We start from the raw sequence: 18,337 nt of genomic DNA, 5'->3' as shown, positions 1-18,337 counted from the left end.
CCGATGAACCTGCCGCTTCCCGATTCCCTCTCCGCCGTCGTCTCCGAATTGTTCGGCACCGGCCTGTCGCAGAACGCCCGCCTCATCACGATGAGCACGGCGCAACAGTCCGGCCTGCCGGAGTCGCTGGCGGTGGAGCGTTTTCACGGCGAAGAAAGCGTCAACGACAACTTCCGTTTCGACATCGACGCGCTCTCCGTCTCCACCGACCTCGACCTGAAGCAATTCATCGGCGCCGAAATCAGCCTGCGCCTGCTGCAGGCCGACGGCTCCCTGCGCGCCTGGCACGGCTACTGCACCCAGGCCTCGTGGCTGGGCGCGGACGGCGGCATGGCGCGCTACAGGCTGCGGCTGGAGTCCTTCCTGGCCTTCCTCGACCGGCGCCGCGACAGCTTCCTGTTCCAGGACATGACGGTGACCGACATCGCCGGCGCGCTGCTGAAGGAATACCCGCAGGCTAACTTCTCGCTCGAAGTCACCCGGCAACTCAACAAGAGAGAGATCTGCACGCAGTACCGCGAGACCGATTGCGCCTTCCTGCGCCGCATCCTGGCGTCCGAGGGCCTGAGCTTCCGTTTCGAGCACGAGCAGGACGACGGCGCCGGGCAAGGACAGGGTAACCAGGACCAGGGCCAGCCGCATGCGCGCCACAAGCTGGTGATCTTCGACCGCGATGCGAAGGCGCCGCCCATGCCGGGCGGTTACGACAGCATCCGCTTTCACCGCGCGGCGGCGATGGAGGCAAGCGACGCCATTACCGATTTCGCCGCCGTGCGCAGCGTGCGCGCCAACGGCGTGGCGCTGGCCAGCTGGCACCCGGAAAAGATATCGGCCCCTTCCGCCGAGGAAAGCTCCGGCCTGGACGCGGGCGAGCTGCCTGCCCTGCAGGTGTACGACGGCACCGGCCAGCAGGACTTCGCCGACCAGGACGCCGCGGCGAGCCACGCACAGCTGATGCTGCAAGCCATCGAGATGGAAAACAAGCGTTTCGAGGGCGCCGGGTCGGTACGCCAGCTGGCCGCCGGCGCGCACTTTGCGCTGACCCAGCACGAGCGCTACGGCGACGGCGAGAACAGCTTCAAGGTGTTGTCGGTCCGCCACGAGGCGCGCAACAACTTCAACAGCAACATCACGCAGATCCTCGGCGACATGATGGGCAAGGTCGCCGGCAGCCTGTTCGGCGGCCCGCAAACGCCCGATGCCGGACAGGACGAAGAACTGAAGCCCGGCGCCTATCGCAACAGCTTTACGGCCGTGCGCGACAGCGTGCCTATCGTTCCGGCGGCCATTGCGCAACGCCTCAAGCCCACCGCGCGCGGCGCCCAGAGCGCGCTGGTGACCGGCTTGCAGGAAGCGGCCGTGACCACCGACCGCAACCATCGCGTGAAAGTGCAGTTCCACTGGCAGCGCGGCAAGTCGCCCAACCCGGGCGGCCTGCGCGAGACCGGCAACCTGGACGACAAGGACGGCAACGCCCCCGGCAGCGACGCCTCCGGCACCTGGGTGCGCGTGGCCGAGGCGCAATCGGGCGCCAACTGGGGCAGCCAGTTCGCACCGCGCGTGGGCAGCGAAGTGCTGGTCGACTTCATCGAAGGCGACATCGACCGCCCGGTGGTGGTGGCCCAGCTCTACAACGGCAATGACGCCCCGCCCTTCCCGGCCGGCGCCGATTCGGGCGTGAACCACGCCGGCACCATCTCCGGCTGGCACAGCACCGCCCATGACGGCAGCGGCTTCAACCAGTGGGTGGTCGACGACAGCCAGTCTCAGCTGCGCATGCGCCTGGCTTCGAGTCAGGCCAAGTCGCAGCTCAACCTCGGCCACCTGGTGGAACAGGCGGACACCGGCGCCGAGCGCGGCAGCTATCGCGGCCAGGGATTCGAGTTGCGCAGCGACGCCTGGGGCGTGGTGCGCGGCGCCGAGGGCCTGCTGATCTCCTCCACCGCGCGCGCGGCCAGCGGCAGCGGCGTGACCGGCACCCAGATGGACGCCGCCGAAGCCATCGCCCAGCTCAAAGGCGCGCAGCAGCTAGCCAAGACCGTGGGCGAATCGGCCGCGCAGCAGCAGGCGCTGCACAGCGCCGACGCACTGCAGGCCAAGGCCGATTTCATCTCCGCCATCGACCCGGCCGACCAGGGGAAGCATCCAGCCAGCGTGAACGGCCAGGATGCGCTGAAGACCGACGGCAGCTCGCGTCAGACCGATGCCTCGCAGCCGGTGGAGAAGTTCGCCAAAGCCGCGGTGCTGATGGAGTCGCCCAGCAGCATCAACTGGGCCAGCACCGCCTCGACGGTGCTCTACGCCGGCGAAAGCCTCCAGTGGACCAGCCAGGGCGACACCCACTGGAGCGCCGGCGACACCATCAGCGCCGCCGCCGGCAAGGCTGCCAGCCTGTATGCCCACGATGGCGGCATCCAGGCCTACGCCGGCAATGGCCCGGTCTCGCTGCAGGCACACACCGACGCGCTGGAAATCCTGGCCGACCAGGATGTGATCGTCAAAAGCGTCAACGACGGCATCGAGATCAAGGCCAGCGGCAAGATCGTGCTGCAGGCCGGGCAATCCTCGGTGACGCTGGAAGGCGGCAACATCACGTTCGCCTGTCCGGGGACGTTTTCGGTGAAGGGCGCCACGCATGCGTTCTCCGGCGGCGCGAGCGCCTCGCCGGACCTGCTGGCGCTGCCCGACACCAAGTACAAGCTCTACGACGAGGCGTTCGTGGTGAAGGATCCGAACGGCAATCCGCTGTCCGACATTCCCTACCGGATCAAGAGTTCCGCCGGAGACTACCTCGCCGCCACCGCCAAGGACGGCATGAGCGAACGTGTTTCCACGGCTGCCAGCGAGAACGTGGAATTCGCGATGGAGTGGTTCAAGGTCGTGCCGGCCAAGACTTGAACGAGAACGAACAAAGGACAAGGAAATAATTGATGGGTGCTTCCGACAAGGTCCAGTCACAGACCAATAGCGACGAAAAGTCTTGCAAGGATGTCCATTGCGACTGCAACCTGATGTGGTCAATGGTCCAGCAGATGAGTACGAAACGACTGTGCAAGCTTCACGGACGCAACGAGGGCTCGATCATACCCGTCTACAGCGACAGGGCGCGGCGCATCGCTGCGACATACGCCCGCTTTTATCTGGAGACCGAAGACCATGGCGATCCGTCCAAGAAGGGCCGTTTCTACTGGATGGCGTTGGGTGCTTTCGCCAGCAAGACCGTCGGATGCTCTCTGGACGATCTTCGTGTGCCAATCGTCGACCCCGTGTTCAAGGGATTGGCCAAGGGAAATCTCTGGCTCTTCTACGATATCAGCGGATGGCATTGGTATTACACACGGTTCAACGATAGTTTCGACGAATGTGTCCACTGTCGCGATGCCTCTGCCTACATCAAGCCGGTCAAGGAGCAGGTGGCCAACTATCCGTGGAAGGATGAAGCACTTTCGAAGATCAAGAACATGAGCCAGTGCGGTTTCATCGTTGAGGGTTTCAAGATCGTCAAGCAGATCGAGGCTACCCGGCCGGGTTCGATCCAGGAAGATCAGAAGTTTGCGCACCTGCTGGCCATTGCAAATCATGAACAGAAGGTGATCTTGCAACCCCTCATCTATGAGGATGGCTGGTTTTCCTCCTTCGTGAAAATGCAGCGCTGGCCGGTGGTAAACCTCGTGTCCCCGGAATTACGGCTGGCGTTCACCAGTGCATGCGATACTAAGGTCGCTCAGAAGAAATCGATCGCTCCCGATTCGACGAAACTGGAGGATTTTGACAGCCGGATGGATTGGATCACCGCTGCCGCGAAGCGCTTTCATTTCCTCATGCAGACCGAAACCGCTTACATGGAGGGCGAACTCCGCGCCATGGCCGGATGGGTCAACCAGGACCAGTCGGAAGACATTCCTCGCTATCCGATGATGCAGCCTTTGTGAACTTTCTTCTGGATCGATATTTTGCGCGCCTTTTTCAAGCAAGTGTTTTTGGGGCTACCGGCAATCATGCTGGCTGCCGCTTTTATAACGGGCTGCTCCAGGCAGCCGATCGGAGAGAACGGAAAAATGACTGAAAAGGTCAGCATCTCGGCAAATCAACCGGGAGATGAACTGCAAAAGAAATACCCCGACCGTTTCACACTCAGCGACCACCCTTCCGGCGCAAGATTTTACGCAGCGCAATGGCCGTCTGACGATCGAGGCACCATCGAAGTCGGCCGGCAAGGCCAGGCTTTCACGCTACGCTATGCCCTGAGTGCTACAGGCAACTATTCTTCGGCCTTCCCCGGAGAAAACATCATCGAATGGGACGTCAACACCGGGATGGACAGTAGCAGCGTTATTGGTCACGACGAGGCGCGACGCAGGTTCATGGCCCTACTGCAGGACATTCGAAAGGCAGGATGGAAGCGTTACGTGGATCAGGGCTTCCCTCGCCTCGCCGGAACGGATGCCATCCGTTATGCAAGTTTGACTTCGCCAGTCTATGGACTGGACCCGGACTACCAGCCCACGCTCGATGAGTGGATGAAATTGCCTGGCAGGGCTCTCTGGAAGTTCTGGAGCAACCAAGGTTATCTGAGCCTCGCTTTATCACGCGATCCAAATCGCGTCGATGTCAATCAACCCGGTGCCTACTTCATCGAAGTGGTCCTGCTGGGTGAAAACGAACAGTTCCGCAAAATGGTCGGGCCTGCCAGACGTGCTCAATGGAAGGATGCTCTTCCCGAAGAATTGAAGCTGTTGGCACAAGATCGCCAAAGCGCCGAGGATGTGTTGCGAGCGCAGGGAATAAAGATCGAAGAAACTTACCAGGATCCGCCTGTTCCGGAGCAGTTGACATCGAAGTAGCACAGCGTGAGGAGCCCCTGGTCAAACGATCGGCATGACAAACCGCTTAAGCTGGCGTCAGTATCTGCCTTTCGTTTCTATGGGGCGCCCAAACTGATTGACTGAGGCAGCGATGACGTTACCGCTCCTGACCGGTTGGCTTTGATGACTCCACAGTGGCCTTGCAACAGGAAGGGAACGGGCTTAAAGAGAGCCCTTGAGTGCTTCTCCAAGTCCATCCCCGGCAAAGTTGCCCGGCGACCTTGAACGCCGCCGGATGCGCCGCGACAAGCATCCAGCGCAGGAGACGCGGATGGAAGCTGTTCATGACCGAGGCTGGCAGCCGTGGACGCAGGTCTTCCCTAGGTAAGGAAGCAGGCGCGACTCTTTACTAATATACTCCCACCTAGTATATTTCAGGTTTTGTCACCGGAACAAAGCCGATGCCGCATTCCCCCGAAGAAAAGAAGCGCGTCCTCGCCCGCGTGCGCCGCGTCCGCGGCCAGTGCGATGCGCTGGAGCGCGCGCTGGAGGCCGGCGCCGATTGCGCGCCGGTGCTGCAGCAGATCGCCGCCATCCGGGGCGCCATCAACGGCCTGATGTCGGAAGTGCTGGAGTCGCACATCCGCGAGGATTTCAGCCAGCCGGCCGATTCCGAGGCGCAGCACGATGCGCGCGTGCAGGACCTGCTGACGCTGGTGCGTTCATATCTCAAGTAACCAAACACCCCGCCTGCCCCGCACCGTCCGGGCGGTGCCGTTGACATCACTTCAAGGAGCTCCCATGAAATCTCGCGCAGCCGTAGCCTTCGCCGCCGGCCAACCCCTCCAGATCGTCGAGATCGACGTCGCACCGCCAAAAAAGGGCGAAGTGCTGGTCAAGATCACCCATACCGGCGTGTGCCATACCGATGCCTTCACCCTCTCCGGCGACGATCCGGAAGGCCTGTTCCCGGTGGTGCTGGGCCATGAAGGCGCCGGCGTTGTGGTGGAAGTCGGCGAAGGCGTGACCAGCGTCGTCCCGGGCGACCACGTCATTCCGCTGTACACCGCCGAGTGCGGCGAATGCCTGTTCTGCAAGTCCGGCAAGACCAACCTGTGCACTTCGGTGCGCGCCACCCAAGGCAAGGGCGTGATGCCGGACGGCACCAGCCGCTTCTCGTACAACGGCCAGCCGATCTATCACTACATGGGCTGTTCCACCTTCAGCGAATACACCGTGGTGGCCGAGGTTTCGCTGGCCAAGATCAACCCGGAGGCCAACCACGAGCACGTCTGCCTGCTGGGTTGCGGCGTGACCACCGGCATCGGCGCCGTGCACAACACCGCCAAGGTGCAGGAAGGCGACTCGGTCGCCGTGTTCGGGCTGGGCGGCATCGGCCTGGCGGTGATCCAGGGCGCGCGCCAGGCCAAGGCCGGGCGCATCATCGCGGTCGACACCAACCCGTCCAAGTTCGACCTGGCGCGCGAGTTCGGCGCCACCGACTGCATCAACCCCAAGGATCATGAAAAGCCGATCCAGCAGGTGATCGTCGAGATGACCGGCTGGGGCGTGGACCACTCCTTCGAGTGCATCGGCAACGTCAACGTGATGCGCGCCGCGCTGGAATCGGCCCACCGCGGCTGGGGCCAGTCGGTGATCATCGGCGTGGCCGGCGCCGGCCAGGAGATCTCGACCCGTCCGTTCCAGCTGGTCACCGGACGCAAGTGGATGGGCACCGCCTTTGGCGGCGTCAAGGGCCGTTCGCAGCTGCCGGGCATGGTGGAAGACGCGATGAAGGGCGACATCGCCCTCAAGCCCTTCGTCACCCACACCCGCAACCTGGACGCCATCAACGAAGCCTTCGACCTGATGCACGAAGGCAAGTCGATCCGCACCGTGATCCATTACTGATCGCTGCACCAGATCACCGCATCACCGCCGCGCGCCCCGCCAGGGTCGCGCGGTTTTTTTCGTCCGCGCCCAAACCGACTAAGCATCTGCGGAATCATTCTTTTGCATTCCCTCCCCGCCCACCTACGATAGCGCCTCGCTTATTCATCCGCACGCACGATGCGGACCACCACCAAGGGAGGGTTATCCATGCAGGCGCAAGTCCGCTTCCATCAATCGCCACCGAAATCCGGGCGCTGGCGCGCGCGGCTGGCCGCCCTGGCCGCCTCCGCAGGCTTGCTGGCCGGGGGCGCGGCCCATGCCGAGGGCCAGATCCGCATCGCCTATCAATATGACGTCGGCGACATCCTGCTGCACGTGGTGCGCGAGCAGAAGCTGATCGAGAAGTATGCCGCCCAGGAGGGTGTGCAGGCCAACGTCGAATGGAAGCAGTTGTCGGGCGGGGCGGCCATCAACGACGCCATCCTCTCCAACACGCTGGACGTGGCCTCGACCGGCCTGCCGCCACTGCTGACCGTGTGGGACCGCACCTACGGCAAGCAGAACATCAAGGCCATCGCCGCGCTGGGTTCGCTGCCGACCTATCTGCTCACGCGCAATCCGGCGATCAAGACACTGGGCGACTTCGGCCCGGGCGACCGCATCGCGCTGCCGGCCACCACCATTTCGCTGCATGCGCGCCTGCTGCAGATCGCGGCCGCCGGCAAAGACGGCAAGGACAAGTTCACCCACTTCGACGAGCTCACCGTCAGCCTCCCGCACAGCGAAGCCGCGGCCGCGCTGCTGTCGGGCAAGACCGAGGTCAATGCCCACTTCGCCAGTCCGCCGTTCCAGTTCCAGGAGCTGAAGGATCCGGCCATCCGCAAGATCACCAGCTCCTATGAAATCCTGGGCGGGCCGGCCACGCTGAACATCCTCTGGGCGCCCGAGCGCTGGCAGAAGGAGAACCCCAAGACCTTCACCGCGCTGCGCCGCGCGCTGGCGGAGGCATTGCGCTTCGTCCAGGGCAACAAGGGCGAGGCCGCCGCGATCTACGTCAGGCTGGAGAACTCCAAGTTGCCGGTGTCCTTCGTGCAGGAGATCATCTCGCTGCCGGACGTGCAGTACACGCTGCAGCCGCAGAATACCTTCAAGCTGGCCTCTTTCCTGGCCGACGTGGGTGCGATCAAGCATCGTCCGGCCTCGTGGAAAGACTACTTCTTCGACGAAGCGCAAGGCGCCGGCGGCAGCTGAGCCCGTGGCCACTGTGTTTGCCGTCATGGCCCGGGCAACCGGGCCATGTCCGTTGCAGCCCGCTCAGCGCGGCAGCTCACCCAGCAGCGGCTGCGCCAGGTACAGCACCTGATAGGCCACGGCGCCGGGCCCGGCCGCCAGTTCCCCCTCCGACAACAGCACGCGCGTCAGCCGCCACCGCTCGACGTCGACCCCGACCGCCGCGGCGACGACGGCGGGCTGTCCTGCTGCGCGCTCGTTGTGCGCAGCCTCGGAGGCCAGGACGTCGGCCAGGTCGGCGTCGCGCGGAATGTCGATATCCTGACGATAGGCGAGCCGCGCTACGCTGCCTTGCCCGCGGCGCGCATCCAGCGCGAAGTGGGTCTGGATCTGCGGCCGGCCGAAGCTGTCGGTAACGGAGCGAAAGCGCGTCGAGACGAACCCGACAAACGCCTGCTGGCTTTGCCACAGGTAAAGCGACGAGTAGCTGCCGGCAGCGGCGCCGAAGCGCCCCGGCTCGCGCAGCAGGAAAGCCTTGAAAAAGAGCCCGGGCGTGTCGTCCCAGAGCTTGCCGCGTTGCGCGGCGCGATTGCGGATGATGCCGAGGTCGTAGTCGGCGGGAAGGCGATGTTCGTAATGGGCGATCAGCATGGCGGCGGCTCTTTCCTGGTATTTCGTGGTAGTCGGGAAGACCAAGTTAGCGCTTGCGCGCCAAGCCGCACAGGCGCGAATCCATATTTCTGCGATCAGTTTTTCTCATGGTTGAAAAGCGCATAAGCACAGAAGAAAACAACGCAACACGCGCGCCCGGCCTGTCTTATGCTCGGACATGCCCCCATCATTTGCGCACTTCCCTACTCACATGCCAGAACAGATCTCAGACCTTGCCATCATTGGCGGCGGCTTCGCCGGCGCGGTGACCGCCATCAAGCTGTTGCGCGCCGTCGCCGCCGAGGGCGGCCAGGCGCCGCTGTCCATCCGCATCATCGAGAGCCGCGCCGAAGTCGGCCGCGGCATCGCCTACAGCACCGACAACGACGAACACATCGTCAACGGACCGGCGCAACTGTTCGGACTGTATCCCGAGCGGCCCGCGCATCTCACCGAATGGCTGGCCGCCAACGCGGCGCGCCACGGCTGGACGCCGCCGCCGGGCGTGGATTTCGCCGAAGCCTTTCCACCGCGCCGGGTGTATGGCAGCTACGTGCAGGAAGAACTGGCGCAAGCGCTGCGCGACGCCGGCCCCGCCGCCAGCGTCGAGTACGTCCACGGGCGCGCGCTCGACCTGCATACCGCCGGCCACGGTTACGACATCACGCTGGAAGATGGTCGCCGGCTGGCGGCGAGCCGCGTGGTGCTGGCGCTGGGCCTGTTTCGCAACGCCGGCGAGAGCTTCCTGTCCCCCGCGCAGCGCGCCGCGCTGGGCCGGCGCTATATCGACGATGTCTGGAACGCGCATGCCTGGAAGGACGTGCGCCACGAGCAGGACATCCTCATCATCGGCTCCAGCCTGACCGCGCTGGACGCCGCCTTCAACGCCCAGCGCGCCGGCTTTGGCGGACGCTTCCATGCGCTGTCGCGGCGCGGATTGCTGGTACAGCCGCGTCGCCAGCTCGCGCCGTGGCCGGACGTGCTGGACGGCAAGCGCCTGCCCGATACGCTGCGCGGCCTGCTGCAGGCCACGCGCGCGGCGCGCCGCGCGGTGAAGGCGGCCGGCGCCGACTGGCAGCAGCTGCCGCCGGCCATCCGTCCGCATGTGCCGGCGCTGTGGGACAAGGCCAGCAACGCCGACCGCAAGCGATTCCTGCGTCACATCCGCCCGTTCTGGGAAATCTCGCTGCACCGCGCCGGCCCGGAGTCGGGCAAGCAGCTCGACCGGCTCCTCGCCGAAGGCCGGCTGAACCGGCTGGCCGGCCGCATCCGCGCGCTGCGTCCGGCCGGCGACAAGGTCGCGGTGGACTGGAGCCCGCGCGGCGAGGATGGCGTGCGCACCCTGCTGGTGGACCGGGTGGCCAACGCCGCCGGTTACGAGTTCGACTGGCTGCGCATCGACGATCCGCTGGTGCGCAACCTGCTCGCGCGCAAGCTGGTGCGCCCGCATGCGACCGGTTTCGGCATCGACGCCGACCCGGCCACCGGCGCGGTGCTGGCCCCAGGTGTCAGCCAGCCCGGCAGCCTGTTCGCCGTCGGCCATCCCTTGCGCGGCGCGGTGTGGGAGTCCAACTCCATCGCCGAGCAGGTCGCCGGCGCCGGCAATACCGCGCTGGCGCTGGCGGTCACGCTGCAAGCCGTCGAGACCCTGTAGCCCCGTCAACCTGCAATTTCTGCAATTCCTGCGACAGAAGGCCGTATCCATGACCGTACCCCACTCCCCTGGCAAGCAGCTTGCGCTGGGCGCATTCCTGATGCAGACCGGCCACCACATCGCCGGCTGGCGCCATCCCGGCGCCCAGGCCGACGCCGGCAGCAATTTCGCGCATTACGTCGAGCTCGCGCGCCAGGCCGAGGCCGCCAAGTTTGACGCCATCTTCATCTCCGACTCGGTCGGCGTGCGCAACCGCGACATCGCCTCGCTCTCGCGCACCGCGCGCTCGGACCAGTTCGAGCCGCTGACCCTGCTCTCGGCGCTGGCGGCGGTGACCGCCAAGATCGGCCTGATCGCCACCGCCTCCACGTCCTTCAACGAGCCTTACAACATCGCCCGCAAGTTCGCCTCGCTGGACCAGATCAGCGGCGGGCGCGCCGGCTGGAACCTGGTGACCTCCAGCGGTGACGGCGAGGCCGAGAACTTCAACCTGGTCAAACACCTCGACCACGCGCTGCGTTATGAGCGCGCGGCCGAATTCCACCAGGTCGTGACCGGCCTGTGGGACAGCTGGGAGGACGATGCTTTCGTGCGCGACAAGGAGAGCGGCCAGTACTTCCAGCCGGAGAAGCTGCATGTGCTGAACCACAAGGGCAAGCACTTTGCGGTGCGCGGCCCGCTCAACGTCGCGCGTTCGCCGCAGGGCCGGCCGGTGATCGTGCAGGCCGGCGCATCCGACGCCGGGCGCGACCTGGCCGCCCGCACCGCCGAGGTGGTGTTCGTGGCGCACCAGACCTTCGACGAGGCGCGCAGCTTCTACGCCGACATCAAGCATCGCGCCGCCGCCTATGGCCGCGCACCGGACGAGATACGGATCATGCCCGGCATCTTCCCGGTGGTGGCGCCCACCCGGGCCGAGGCGCAGGAGAAGTTCCGCGCCCTGCAGGAGCTCATTCCCACGGTGGTCGGCGTCGGCCTGCTGTCGCAGATGGTCAGTTTCGACCTCTCGCCCTTCCCGGTCGACGGCCCGCTGCCGGAACTGCCGCCCACCAACGGCGCCAAGAGCCGCCAGCAGCTGATGGTGGACCTGGCCCGGCGCGAAGGCCTGTCGATCCGCGAGACCTACCTGCGCATCGCCGGCGCGCGCGGCCACCAGCAGGTGGTGGGCGCGCCCGCCGACATCGCCGACCTGCTGGAGAGCTGGTTCCGCGACGGCGGCGCCGATGGATTCAACATCATGTCGCCGGCCCACCCGGCCGGGCTGCGCGACTTCATCGAACTGGTGCTGCCGGAGTTGCGCCGGCGCGGCCTGTTCCGCAGCGAATATCAGGGCAGCACGCTGCGCGAGCACCTCGGCCTGCGCCGCCCGTCCCACCCGGCCGCCCGGTGAAGCGGCAAAAAATCGTTCAGTACAACGTGGCCTGCGTGCGCTGCGGCAGCTCGCGGTCGTAGGCTTCGCCGTCGAAGCTGCCGCCGCTCAGGCGATGATGCATGGCGCCCGGCGTGGGCAGGCTGGCGCGCTCGACCTGGGCGGCCGGGTCCCACAGCGCGGAGCGCACGATGGATTTCGAGCAGTGGAAGTACGCGGCCTCCACCGTCACCACGATCACGCTGCGCGGCAGCTTGCCGCGCGTCTCGAAGCGCGCCAGCAGGGCCGGATCGGCGGAGATGACCGCCCTGCCGTTCACGCGCAGCGTCTCGCCCACCCCGGGAATGATGAACAGCAGCGACACGCGCGGATCACCGATGATGTTGCGCAGGTTGTCGACGCGGTTGTTGCCGGGCCGGTCGGGCACGGCCAGGGTCCGCTGGTCGAGGATCTGCACGAACCCGGCCGGGTCGCCCTTGGGCGAGCAGTCCAGCCCCTGGGCGCCGGCCGAGGCCAGCACCACGAAGGGCGAGGCCCGCACGAAGGCCTGGTAGTCCTCGTTGAGATGGTCGATCTCCTTGCGCAGCGCGCGTTCGGTGGGCTGGCCGTACAAGGCTTCGAGCTGTTCCAGCGTGGTGATGTCGTGGCTCATGTCGCTTCTCTCCCTTCTCTTGCCTGGCGGTCGCGGTGCGGATTGCGCCTTGGATGAAGCGCAAAGTATAGCCGTCGCGCCGGGCTTTCCCTTCGCCGATTTCTGCATATTCAAAGCCGGAAATAGTCGTTCCGCATCTTCGCCGCGATTCCTATACTCGCTCCCATTTGGTGCATGCCATGCGCCAGATCGCAGCGCAGACGCAGCGCCCCGGGCCGCCACGAGACCCGGGTGCGATGCGCTCGCCGCGTGCCGAACTTCACAACAACAAGGAAAAATCCCATGAAACTGCATGCTTCATTCACCCCGCTGTTCCTGGCGCTGGCGCTGGTATCCGGCGCCGCCCACGCCGACAAGCTGGACGACATCAAAAAGGCCGGCGTACTGCGCGTGGCCGCCTTCGACGGCAACCCGCCGTTCGGCTATGTCGACGGCGCCAGCAAGAAGATCGTCGGCCTGGACATCGACTACGCCAACGAGCTGGGCAAGAAACTGGGCGTGAAGGTCGAGATCGTGCCGACCAATCCGGCCAACCGCATCCCGCTGCTGACCGCCAACAAGGTCGACCTGGTGTTCGCCAACTTCACCATCACCGAAGACCGCGCCAAGGTGATCGACTTCAGCATCCCCTACATCGCCTCCGGCCAGCAGTTCCTGGCCAAGAAAGGCGTGCTCAAGGGCGCCGACGACATCCGGAAGGTGCGCGTAGGCACCGACAAGGGCACCACCATGGAGACCACGCTGCGCGACAAGTATCCCGACACCAAGGTGGTGCTGTACGACGACACGCCGCTGGGCCTGGCCGCCCTGCGCAACGGCAATATCCAGGCCTTCAGCCAGGACGGCACCAAGCTGACCGCGATCCTGGCCACGCTGCCGGACAAGGACAAATACGAGATCCCGCCGTTCGCCATCTCCGAAGAATATGAAGGCGTGGGCGTGCCCAAGGGCGAGACCCGCCTGGTGGGCTACCTCAACGACTGGTTGCGCGAGCTGGAGAAGAACGGCACCGCCCAGCAGATCTACGACAAGTGGTTCGGCCCGCAGAGCGCCCAGCCGCTGCCGCGCCTGTTCAAGATCGGCGACACCAGGCTGAGCCAGAAATAAGCGTTTCCCAACGGACGGATCCGGCGGCCGGCATCTTGTCGGCTGTCGGCCGCCGGCGTTTTGCCCTTCGCCTTCATCGCCATGTTTTCCCCTCTTCTTGCCGGCCCCGTGCTGGCGCCCAAGTACCTGCACTGGATGTGGCAGGGTTTCCTGACCACGCTGTGGCTGGCCGCGACCGCGGCCCTCCTTGCCACGCTGCTGGGCATGCTGCTGGCCGCCGCCCGCTCCAGTGAAATCCGGCTGCTGCGCGCGCCCGCCATCGCCTACACCTCGCTGTTTCGCAACACGCCGCTGCTGGTGCAGCTGCTGTTCTGGTATTTCGGCCTGCCCAGCTTCTTCCCCGAAGGGACCATGGACTGGCTCAATGCCGACCACAGCCTGCGCCTGTTCGGCCCGCTGGCGCTGAACTGGCCCTCGTTCGAGTTCCTGGCCGCGCTGTGCGGGCTGGTGTTCTATTCCACCGCCTACGTGAGCGAAGAGATCCGCTCCGGCATCCGCGGCGTGGCGGCCGGCCAGGCGCTGGCCGGCGCGGCCATCGGCATGACGCGCCGGCAGGTGCTGCGGCATGTGGTGCTGCCGCAGGCGATCCGCCTGGCGCTGCCCTCGCTGCTGGGCCAATACATGAACATCCTCAAGAACACCTCGCTGACCATGGGCATCGGCCTGGCCGAGCTGTCCTATACCTCGCGCCAGGTGGAGTCGGAGACCTTCCTCGCCTTCCAGGCCTTCGGCGTGGCCACGCTGCTCTACATCGCCGCCATCGCGGCGATCGAAAGCGCCGGCCACCTGCACCTGAACGCGCGCAAGCGACGCCAGGGGAGAGCCTGATGGATCTCTCCGTGCTGATGGACAACCTGCCCTACCTGTTGTGGGGCAACTACCCCGACGGACCGCTCGGCGGCGCCGCGCTCACGCTGGCGCTGAGCGCGGGCTCGGCGGTGCTCTCGGCGATCCTGGGACTGGGGCTGGGCATCCTGCTGGCCGTGGGCAGCGGCGCCTGGCACCGGCTGCTGTGGCTGGCGCTGGGTTTTCTGCGCGCCATACCGGTGCTGATGCTGATCTTCTGGACCTACTTCCTGCTGCCGATCGCCTTCGGCGTCGACGTGCCGGGCGTGCTGTCGGTGATGGCGGCGCTGTCGCTGATCAGCGGCGCCTACCTGGCCCATTCGGTGGCCGCCGGCATCGCCGGGATCGGTCGCGGTCAATGGGAGGCCGGCCTGTCGCTGGGCCTGCCGGCGTCGGCGGTGCTGCGCCACCTCATCCTGCCGCAGGCGCTGCAGATCATGCTGCCGTCCTTCGTCAACCAGTGGGTCACGCTGGTCAAGGACAGTTCGCTGGCCTACATCGTCGGCGTGGGCGAACTCTCCTTCGTCGCGGCCCAGGTCAACAGCCGGCTGATGGTGCATCCGGCGGAAGTCTTCCTGTTCGTGGGCGTGCTGTATTTCCTGATGTGTTCGGGGCTGGAGCAACTGGCCCTGTGGGTGGGGCGATATTTCGAGCCGGCCCGCATCACCGCGCGCGGCGCGCTGCGGGAACAGCCGGCGGCGCGCCATGACGTAAGCCGCGCCGCCGGCCGCTTTGCCGAATAGCAGGCGCTACGGGGCCGACACGGCCAGGATGCGGTCGTCGCCCGGTCTGGGCTGGCCGCGGCCGTCGGTGTTGTTGGTGAGGATCCAGAGCCTGCCGTCAGGCGCCAGCGCCACGTCGCGCAGGCGTCCGTATTGCCCGACGTAGAGTTCGGTCGCCGTGGCCGGCGCCGACAACGCCACCTTGCGCAGGCGCTGGCCGCGCAGGCTGGCGATATAGATGCTGCCGCCATGGATGGCGATGCCGCTGGGGCTGGCTTGCGCGGTCGGCCACTGCTGCAGCGGATCGATGAACTTGTCGCCGCCGCCCTTGCCCTCCACCTCCGGCCAGCCATAGTTGCCGCCGGGGCGGATCAGGTTCAGTTCGTCCCAGGTGTTCTCGCCGAATTCGGACGCGTACAGCTTGCCGTCGGCGGCCCAGGCCAGCCCCTGGACATTGCGGTGGCCGTAGCTGTAGACATAGGAGCCGGCAAAGGGATTGTCCCTGGGCGGCTTGCCCTCCGGCGTCATGCGCAGGATCTTTCCGCCCAGCGAATTGAGGTCCTGCGCGCGGCTGCGCTGGCCGGCGTCGCCGGTGCTCGCGTAGAGCATGTCGTCCGGGCCGAAGGCGATCCTGCCGCCGTTGTGATAGCTGGCCGAGGGGATGCCGCCGAAGATCTTCTGCGGCGGGCCGAGCCTGAGGTCACTGCCCCGCCCCTCGACCCTGAAGCGCTCGATGCGGTTTTCATCGCCGGCGGTGAAATAGGCGTAGAGATAGCCCCCGTGCACCGCAATCCCCAGCAAGCCGCCCTCGCCCCTGCCGTCGACGCCGGCGATCGTGGCAACCGGCGCGGCGCTGCCGTCGGGCCGCAGCGCCAGGATGCGCGCCGTGCCCCGTTCGCTGACCAGCGGCGTGTCTCCCGAGAAGGCGATCGACCAGGGCGCCTTGAGCCCGCTGGCCACGACCTGCGGCGCCGGATCGGCCGCCTGCGCGGCCTGGACGAACGCGCCGCCCAATGCCGCAGCGCAGAGGCCCGTTAAGGCCATTAAGGCCAGCTTCTTCAACATGTGCAATCTCCTTTCAGGACGACCTTGGCCGGCAGCCGGCCGGCGCAGCGGATTCGAGCGCCATCGCGCCGATTTGTTCTGGCGGCATTTCATTTTGCGCCCGATGCTGCCGATAACATCCGCAGGAGCGCCGCCGCCATCGCGCCCTCCCGTCTTGCCAAAACAACATTCAAAAGATACAAGCGAAACGCGCCATGATCCCGATTATCCGTTCATCCTCCTCGCTGGCGAAGGTGCTGGTGCTGCCTTTCGTGGTGCTGATCATCGCGCTGTCGCTGCTGATCGGCTTTCTCTCCTATTTCGCCGGTCGCCAGGCGGTGATCTCGGTGGCCGAGCAGATGCTGAACCAGACCGCCGACCGCGTCGCGCTGACCGTGCAGCGGCATATCGACGGCGCCTCGGAGGTGCTGGAATCGGCCTTCCCGCACGACCTGCCGGCGGCGATGGACCTCAACACCGACCTCGACGCCATCCGCTCGCGCTTCTGGAGCGCCACCTCGATGCATCCGGACCTGAGCAACTACGTCTTCTACGGCAACCGCCACGGCGACTTCGTCGGGCTGTTCCGCCACGGCCGCGACGACGGCGAGCTGCGCGTCAAGCTGGCGACCCACAATTACCGCAGCGCCTACCGCATCGAAAGCATACGCGGCCCGCTGGGCATGGCGAAGAACGACGAGGCCGACTTCGACCCGCGCGTGCGCCCCTGGTATATCGCCGGCGTGAGTGTGGACCATGAGGCCTGGAGCGACATCTACATCAACTACTGGGACAAGGACCTGGTCGCCACCCGTTCGCGTCGCGTCTACGCGACCAACGGCGAGTTCGACGGCGTGGTGGCGGTCGACGTCTCGCTCAAGGCCCTCAACGATTTCGTCGGCGGGCTGCACGTGAGCCCGCGCGGCATCGCCTTCATCATGGAGGCCAACGGCAACCTGATCGCGTCCTCCGACGGCAGCAGCACGCACGTCGACCAGGCCGGCCAGCTTGGCCGCCTGCGCGCCGCCGACAGCGACAATCCCATCGTGCGCAGCACCTACGCCAGGCTGCAGAAACAACTGGCCGAAGAGGAAGTGATGGGCGGCACGCGCCGCACCTTCACCTTCCGGGGCCCGGAAGACGAGATGGTCTACGCCGCCTATTCATGGGTGCGCGACAGCGCCGGGCTGTCCTGGATCACGGTGGTGGCGGTGCCGCGCGGAGACTTCCTCGACACCCTGGACCGCAACGTGCGCTGGACCGTGGTGATCGTGGTCGTCACCGTCGTGCTGGCGCTGCTGCTGGGGTTGAGTGTGGTGCGCTGGGTGGTGCGCGACGTGCGCCGCCTGTCGCGCGCGGCAGCGCAGATCGGCCGGGGTCACATGAACGTGGGCCTGAAGATAGAACGGCGCGACGAGATCGGCCAGCTGGCGCGCAGCTTCATGCAGATGCAAAGCGAGCTCAATACCGACAAGCTCACCGGCGTCACCAGCCGCGCGGCGCTGCTGCGCTATCTGGACGCCGCCGTCAACAAGCGCGGCCGCCGCTCGGACGAACTGTTTTCGCAGTTCACCGTCATGTTCATCGACCTCAACCGTTTCAAGGCCATCAACGACACGCTGGGGCATGAATACGGCGACCTGACGCTGATCGAGGTCGGCCAGCGCCTGCGCAGCATCGTGCGTGAGGACGACGTGGTGGCGCGCTTTGGCGGCGACGAGTTCGTGCTGGTGTTCTGGGGCATCGCCACGCGGGAGTTCGCCGACAAGGTGCGAAAGAAGATCGACCAGGTCCTGGCGCCGCCGCTGCGGTGCCTGCAGGAGGTCGACGGCGCGCAGGCGATGACGGTCGGCGCCTCGCTGGGCGTGGCCTTCTATCCGCGGGACGGCAAGGATGTCGAGACGCTGATCAAGCTGGCCGACCAGGGGATGTATGAGGACAAGGCGGCCGGGCGCACCGGGGAAAGGCGCTGACGTGCAGCCCCGCATGCGCACGGCATGACGGCATCACGGCGTCAGGTCCTTGTCCGGCTTCACGGTATTGCCGTAGGTGTCCTCATCGGCGTCTTCCCCGCCGTCGAGGTTGAGCTCCCTGGCAACCTCCTCCTCATCGATGCCGCTGATGTGCTCCAGGCCGATGCTTTCCTCATCGAGCGACTCCGGGGCGTTGCGCTCCTCGCGCCGGCGCAGCTGGGTCACTTCGTCGAGCGCATCGACGTCGTCGGCGGAGGCGGGATCCTCCTGCAGCAGCCGGTCCACCTCGGCCTCGGGCAAATGGCCGGCGCGCGGGCCTTGGCCGCCGTGTTCGTTGTGCTTGGCCATGGATGTGCTCCTCTGTCTGGTTGCGATGCCTTGAGCCTACGCC

Annotated in this window: 16 protein-coding genes; 12 read left to right on the top strand and 4 right to left on the bottom strand. The window is 66.0% G+C overall.

What is annotated here, in order from left to right:
• The first annotated feature begins 3 nt into the window (after positions 1–3).
• The 6 genes from CEJ42_RS00715 (at position 4) to CEJ42_RS00690 (ending at position 7,949) form a co-directional block, all read left to right on the top strand.
• Positions 4–2,898, top strand: coding sequence for a type VI secretion system Vgr family protein (locus CEJ42_RS00715; RefSeq protein ID WP_088749755.1), 2,895 nt, complete (start codon positions 4–6; stop codon positions 2,896–2,898).
• 32 nt (positions 2,899–2,930) lie between these two features.
• The gene (locus CEJ42_RS00710) at positions 2,931–3,932 is read left to right on the top strand and encodes a DUF2515 family protein (RefSeq protein ID WP_088749754.1); all 1,002 of its coding nucleotides are present in this window, start codon (positions 2,931–2,933) and stop codon (positions 3,930–3,932) included.
• A 21-nt stretch (positions 3,933–3,953) separates the two neighbouring features.
• Entirely contained in the window at positions 3,954–4,844 is an 891-nt protein-coding gene (locus tag CEJ42_RS00705) for a hypothetical protein (RefSeq protein ID WP_088749753.1), read from the top strand.
• 422 nt (positions 4,845–5,266) lie between these two features.
• The gene (frmR, locus tag CEJ42_RS00700; RefSeq protein WP_079214943.1) at positions 5,267–5,542 is read left to right on the top strand and encodes a formaldehyde-responsive transcriptional repressor FrmR; all 276 of its coding nucleotides are present in this window, start codon (positions 5,267–5,269) and stop codon (positions 5,540–5,542) included.
• A gap of 64 nt (positions 5,543–5,606) precedes the next feature.
• Positions 5,607–6,716 carry an S-(hydroxymethyl)glutathione dehydrogenase/class III alcohol dehydrogenase gene (locus tag CEJ42_RS00695; protein WP_088749752.1) on the top strand — a complete coding sequence of 370 codons (1,110 nt, stop codon included), beginning with the start codon at positions 5,607–5,609 and terminating at the stop codon, positions 6,714–6,716.
• A 189-nt stretch (positions 6,717–6,905) separates the two neighbouring features.
• Positions 6,906–7,949 (top strand): ABC transporter substrate-binding protein, encoded by a 1,044-nt coding sequence (locus tag CEJ42_RS00690; RefSeq protein ID WP_088749751.1) that lies wholly within the window; start codon positions 6,906–6,908, stop codon positions 7,947–7,949.
• 63 nt (positions 7,950–8,012) lie between these two features.
• Here the strand turns inward: CEJ42_RS00690 and CEJ42_RS00685 are convergent, their stop codons facing one another.
• Complete coding sequence (locus CEJ42_RS00685; protein WP_088749750.1) at positions 8,013–8,579, bottom strand: DUF4865 family protein; 567 nt, start codon at positions 8,577–8,579, stop codon at positions 8,013–8,015.
• Between the two features lie 211 nt (positions 8,580–8,790).
• Between CEJ42_RS00685 and CEJ42_RS00680 the strand changes: the two genes are divergently transcribed.
• On the top strand, positions 8,791–10,233 hold the full coding sequence (locus CEJ42_RS00680; RefSeq protein ID WP_165774363.1) for an FAD/NAD(P)-binding protein: 1,443 nt from the start codon (positions 8,791–8,793) through the stop codon (positions 10,231–10,233).
• Between the two features lie 49 nt (positions 10,234–10,282).
• Positions 10,283–11,623, top strand: coding sequence for an LLM class flavin-dependent oxidoreductase (locus tag CEJ42_RS00675; protein WP_088749748.1), 1,341 nt, complete (start codon positions 10,283–10,285; stop codon positions 11,621–11,623).
• 16 nt (positions 11,624–11,639) lie between these two features.
• Here CEJ42_RS00675 and CEJ42_RS00670 read toward each other — a convergent pair whose 3' ends face one another.
• Positions 11,640–12,254 carry a pyridoxamine 5'-phosphate oxidase family protein gene (locus tag CEJ42_RS00670; RefSeq protein ID WP_079214937.1) on the bottom strand — a complete coding sequence of 205 codons (615 nt, stop codon included), beginning with the start codon at positions 12,252–12,254 and terminating at the stop codon, positions 11,640–11,642.
• Between the two features lie 282 nt (positions 12,255–12,536).
• Between CEJ42_RS00670 and CEJ42_RS00665 the strand changes: the two genes are divergently transcribed.
• From CEJ42_RS00665 to CEJ42_RS00655, 3 genes are all read left to right on the top strand, one after another.
• Positions 12,537–13,361, top strand: a complete 825-nt coding sequence (locus CEJ42_RS00665) for an ABC transporter substrate-binding protein (protein ID WP_088749747.1) — start codon at positions 12,537–12,539, stop codon at positions 13,359–13,361.
• 81 nt (positions 13,362–13,442) lie between these two features.
• Positions 13,443–14,189, top strand: a complete 747-nt coding sequence (locus CEJ42_RS00660; RefSeq protein ID WP_088750186.1) for an amino acid ABC transporter permease — start codon at positions 13,443–13,445, stop codon at positions 14,187–14,189.
• Positions 14,189–14,950 (top strand): amino acid ABC transporter permease, encoded by a 762-nt coding sequence (locus tag CEJ42_RS00655; protein ID WP_165774362.1) that lies wholly within the window; start codon positions 14,189–14,191, stop codon positions 14,948–14,950. The genes CEJ42_RS00660 and CEJ42_RS00655 overlap by 1 nt, the downstream gene beginning before the upstream one ends.
• 6 nt (positions 14,951–14,956) lie before the next feature.
• Here the strand turns inward: CEJ42_RS00655 and CEJ42_RS00650 are convergent, their stop codons facing one another.
• On the bottom strand, positions 14,957–15,994 hold the full coding sequence (locus CEJ42_RS00650; RefSeq protein ID WP_207760371.1) for a PQQ-dependent sugar dehydrogenase: 1,038 nt from the start codon (positions 15,992–15,994) through the stop codon (positions 14,957–14,959).
• A gap of 194 nt (positions 15,995–16,188) precedes the next feature.
• Here CEJ42_RS00650 and CEJ42_RS00645 point away from each other — a divergent pair, with 194 nt between their 5' ends.
• On the top strand, positions 16,189–17,946 hold the full coding sequence (locus tag CEJ42_RS00645; protein WP_088749746.1) for a diguanylate cyclase domain-containing protein: 1,758 nt from the start codon (positions 16,189–16,191) through the stop codon (positions 17,944–17,946).
• A gap of 33 nt (positions 17,947–17,979) precedes the next feature.
• On the opposite strand, the gene CEJ42_RS00640 is transcribed toward CEJ42_RS00645, so the two are convergent.
• Positions 17,980–18,294: a hypothetical protein gene (locus CEJ42_RS00640; RefSeq protein WP_088749745.1), complete on the bottom strand. Its 315-nt coding sequence runs from the start codon at positions 18,292–18,294 to the stop codon at positions 17,980–17,982.
• Between the last annotated feature and the right edge of the window lie 43 nt (positions 18,295–18,337).

This window comes from Herbaspirillum robiniae, assembly GCF_002213415.1.
Lineage (GTDB): Bacteria > Pseudomonadota > Gammaproteobacteria > Burkholderiales > Burkholderiaceae_D > Herbaspirillum > Herbaspirillum robiniae.
Note: the sequence above shows the minus strand (reverse complement) of the source record. Positions and strands in the feature narration are given on the sequence as shown.

What these genes read in the sequence shown, in the direction of transcription:
- CEJ42_RS00715 (WP_088749755.1), top strand. Translation starts at nt 4, where the DNA reads ATGAACCTGCCGCTTCCCGATTCCCTCTCCGCCGTCGTCTCCGAATTG.
- CEJ42_RS00650 (WP_207760371.1), bottom strand. Translation starts at nt 15,994, where the DNA reads ATGTTGAAGAAGCTGGCCTTAATGGCCTTAACGGGCCTCTGCGCTGCG.
- CEJ42_RS00670 (WP_079214937.1), bottom strand. Translation starts at nt 12,254, where the DNA reads ATGAGCCACGACATCACCACGCTGGAACAGCTCGAAGCCTTGTACGGC.
- frmR (WP_079214943.1), top strand. Translation starts at nt 5,267, where the DNA reads ATGCCGCATTCCCCCGAAGAAAAGAAGCGCGTCCTCGCCCGCGTGCGC.
- CEJ42_RS00660 (WP_088750186.1), top strand. Translation starts at nt 13,443, where the DNA reads ATGTTTTCCCCTCTTCTTGCCGGCCCCGTGCTGGCGCCCAAGTACCTG.
- CEJ42_RS00690 (WP_088749751.1), top strand. Translation starts at nt 6,906, where the DNA reads ATGCAGGCGCAAGTCCGCTTCCATCAATCGCCACCGAAATCCGGGCGC.
- CEJ42_RS00655 (WP_165774362.1), top strand. Translation starts at nt 14,189, where the DNA reads ATGGATCTCTCCGTGCTGATGGACAACCTGCCCTACCTGTTGTGGGGC.
- CEJ42_RS00640 (WP_088749745.1), bottom strand. Translation starts at nt 18,294, where the DNA reads ATGGCCAAGCACAACGAACACGGCGGCCAAGGCCCGCGCGCCGGCCAT.
- CEJ42_RS00685 (WP_088749750.1), bottom strand. Translation starts at nt 8,579, where the DNA reads ATGCTGATCGCCCATTACGAACATCGCCTTCCCGCCGACTACGACCTC.
- CEJ42_RS00710 (WP_088749754.1), top strand. Translation starts at nt 2,931, where the DNA reads ATGGGTGCTTCCGACAAGGTCCAGTCACAGACCAATAGCGACGAAAAG.
- CEJ42_RS00665 (WP_088749747.1), top strand. Translation starts at nt 12,537, where the DNA reads ATGAAACTGCATGCTTCATTCACCCCGCTGTTCCTGGCGCTGGCGCTG.
- CEJ42_RS00675 (WP_088749748.1), top strand. Translation starts at nt 10,283, where the DNA reads ATGACCGTACCCCACTCCCCTGGCAAGCAGCTTGCGCTGGGCGCATTC.
- CEJ42_RS00695 (WP_088749752.1), top strand. Translation starts at nt 5,607, where the DNA reads ATGAAATCTCGCGCAGCCGTAGCCTTCGCCGCCGGCCAACCCCTCCAG.
- CEJ42_RS00680 (WP_165774363.1), top strand. Translation starts at nt 8,791, where the DNA reads ATGCCAGAACAGATCTCAGACCTTGCCATCATTGGCGGCGGCTTCGCC.
- CEJ42_RS00645 (WP_088749746.1), top strand. Translation starts at nt 16,189, where the DNA reads ATGATCCCGATTATCCGTTCATCCTCCTCGCTGGCGAAGGTGCTGGTG.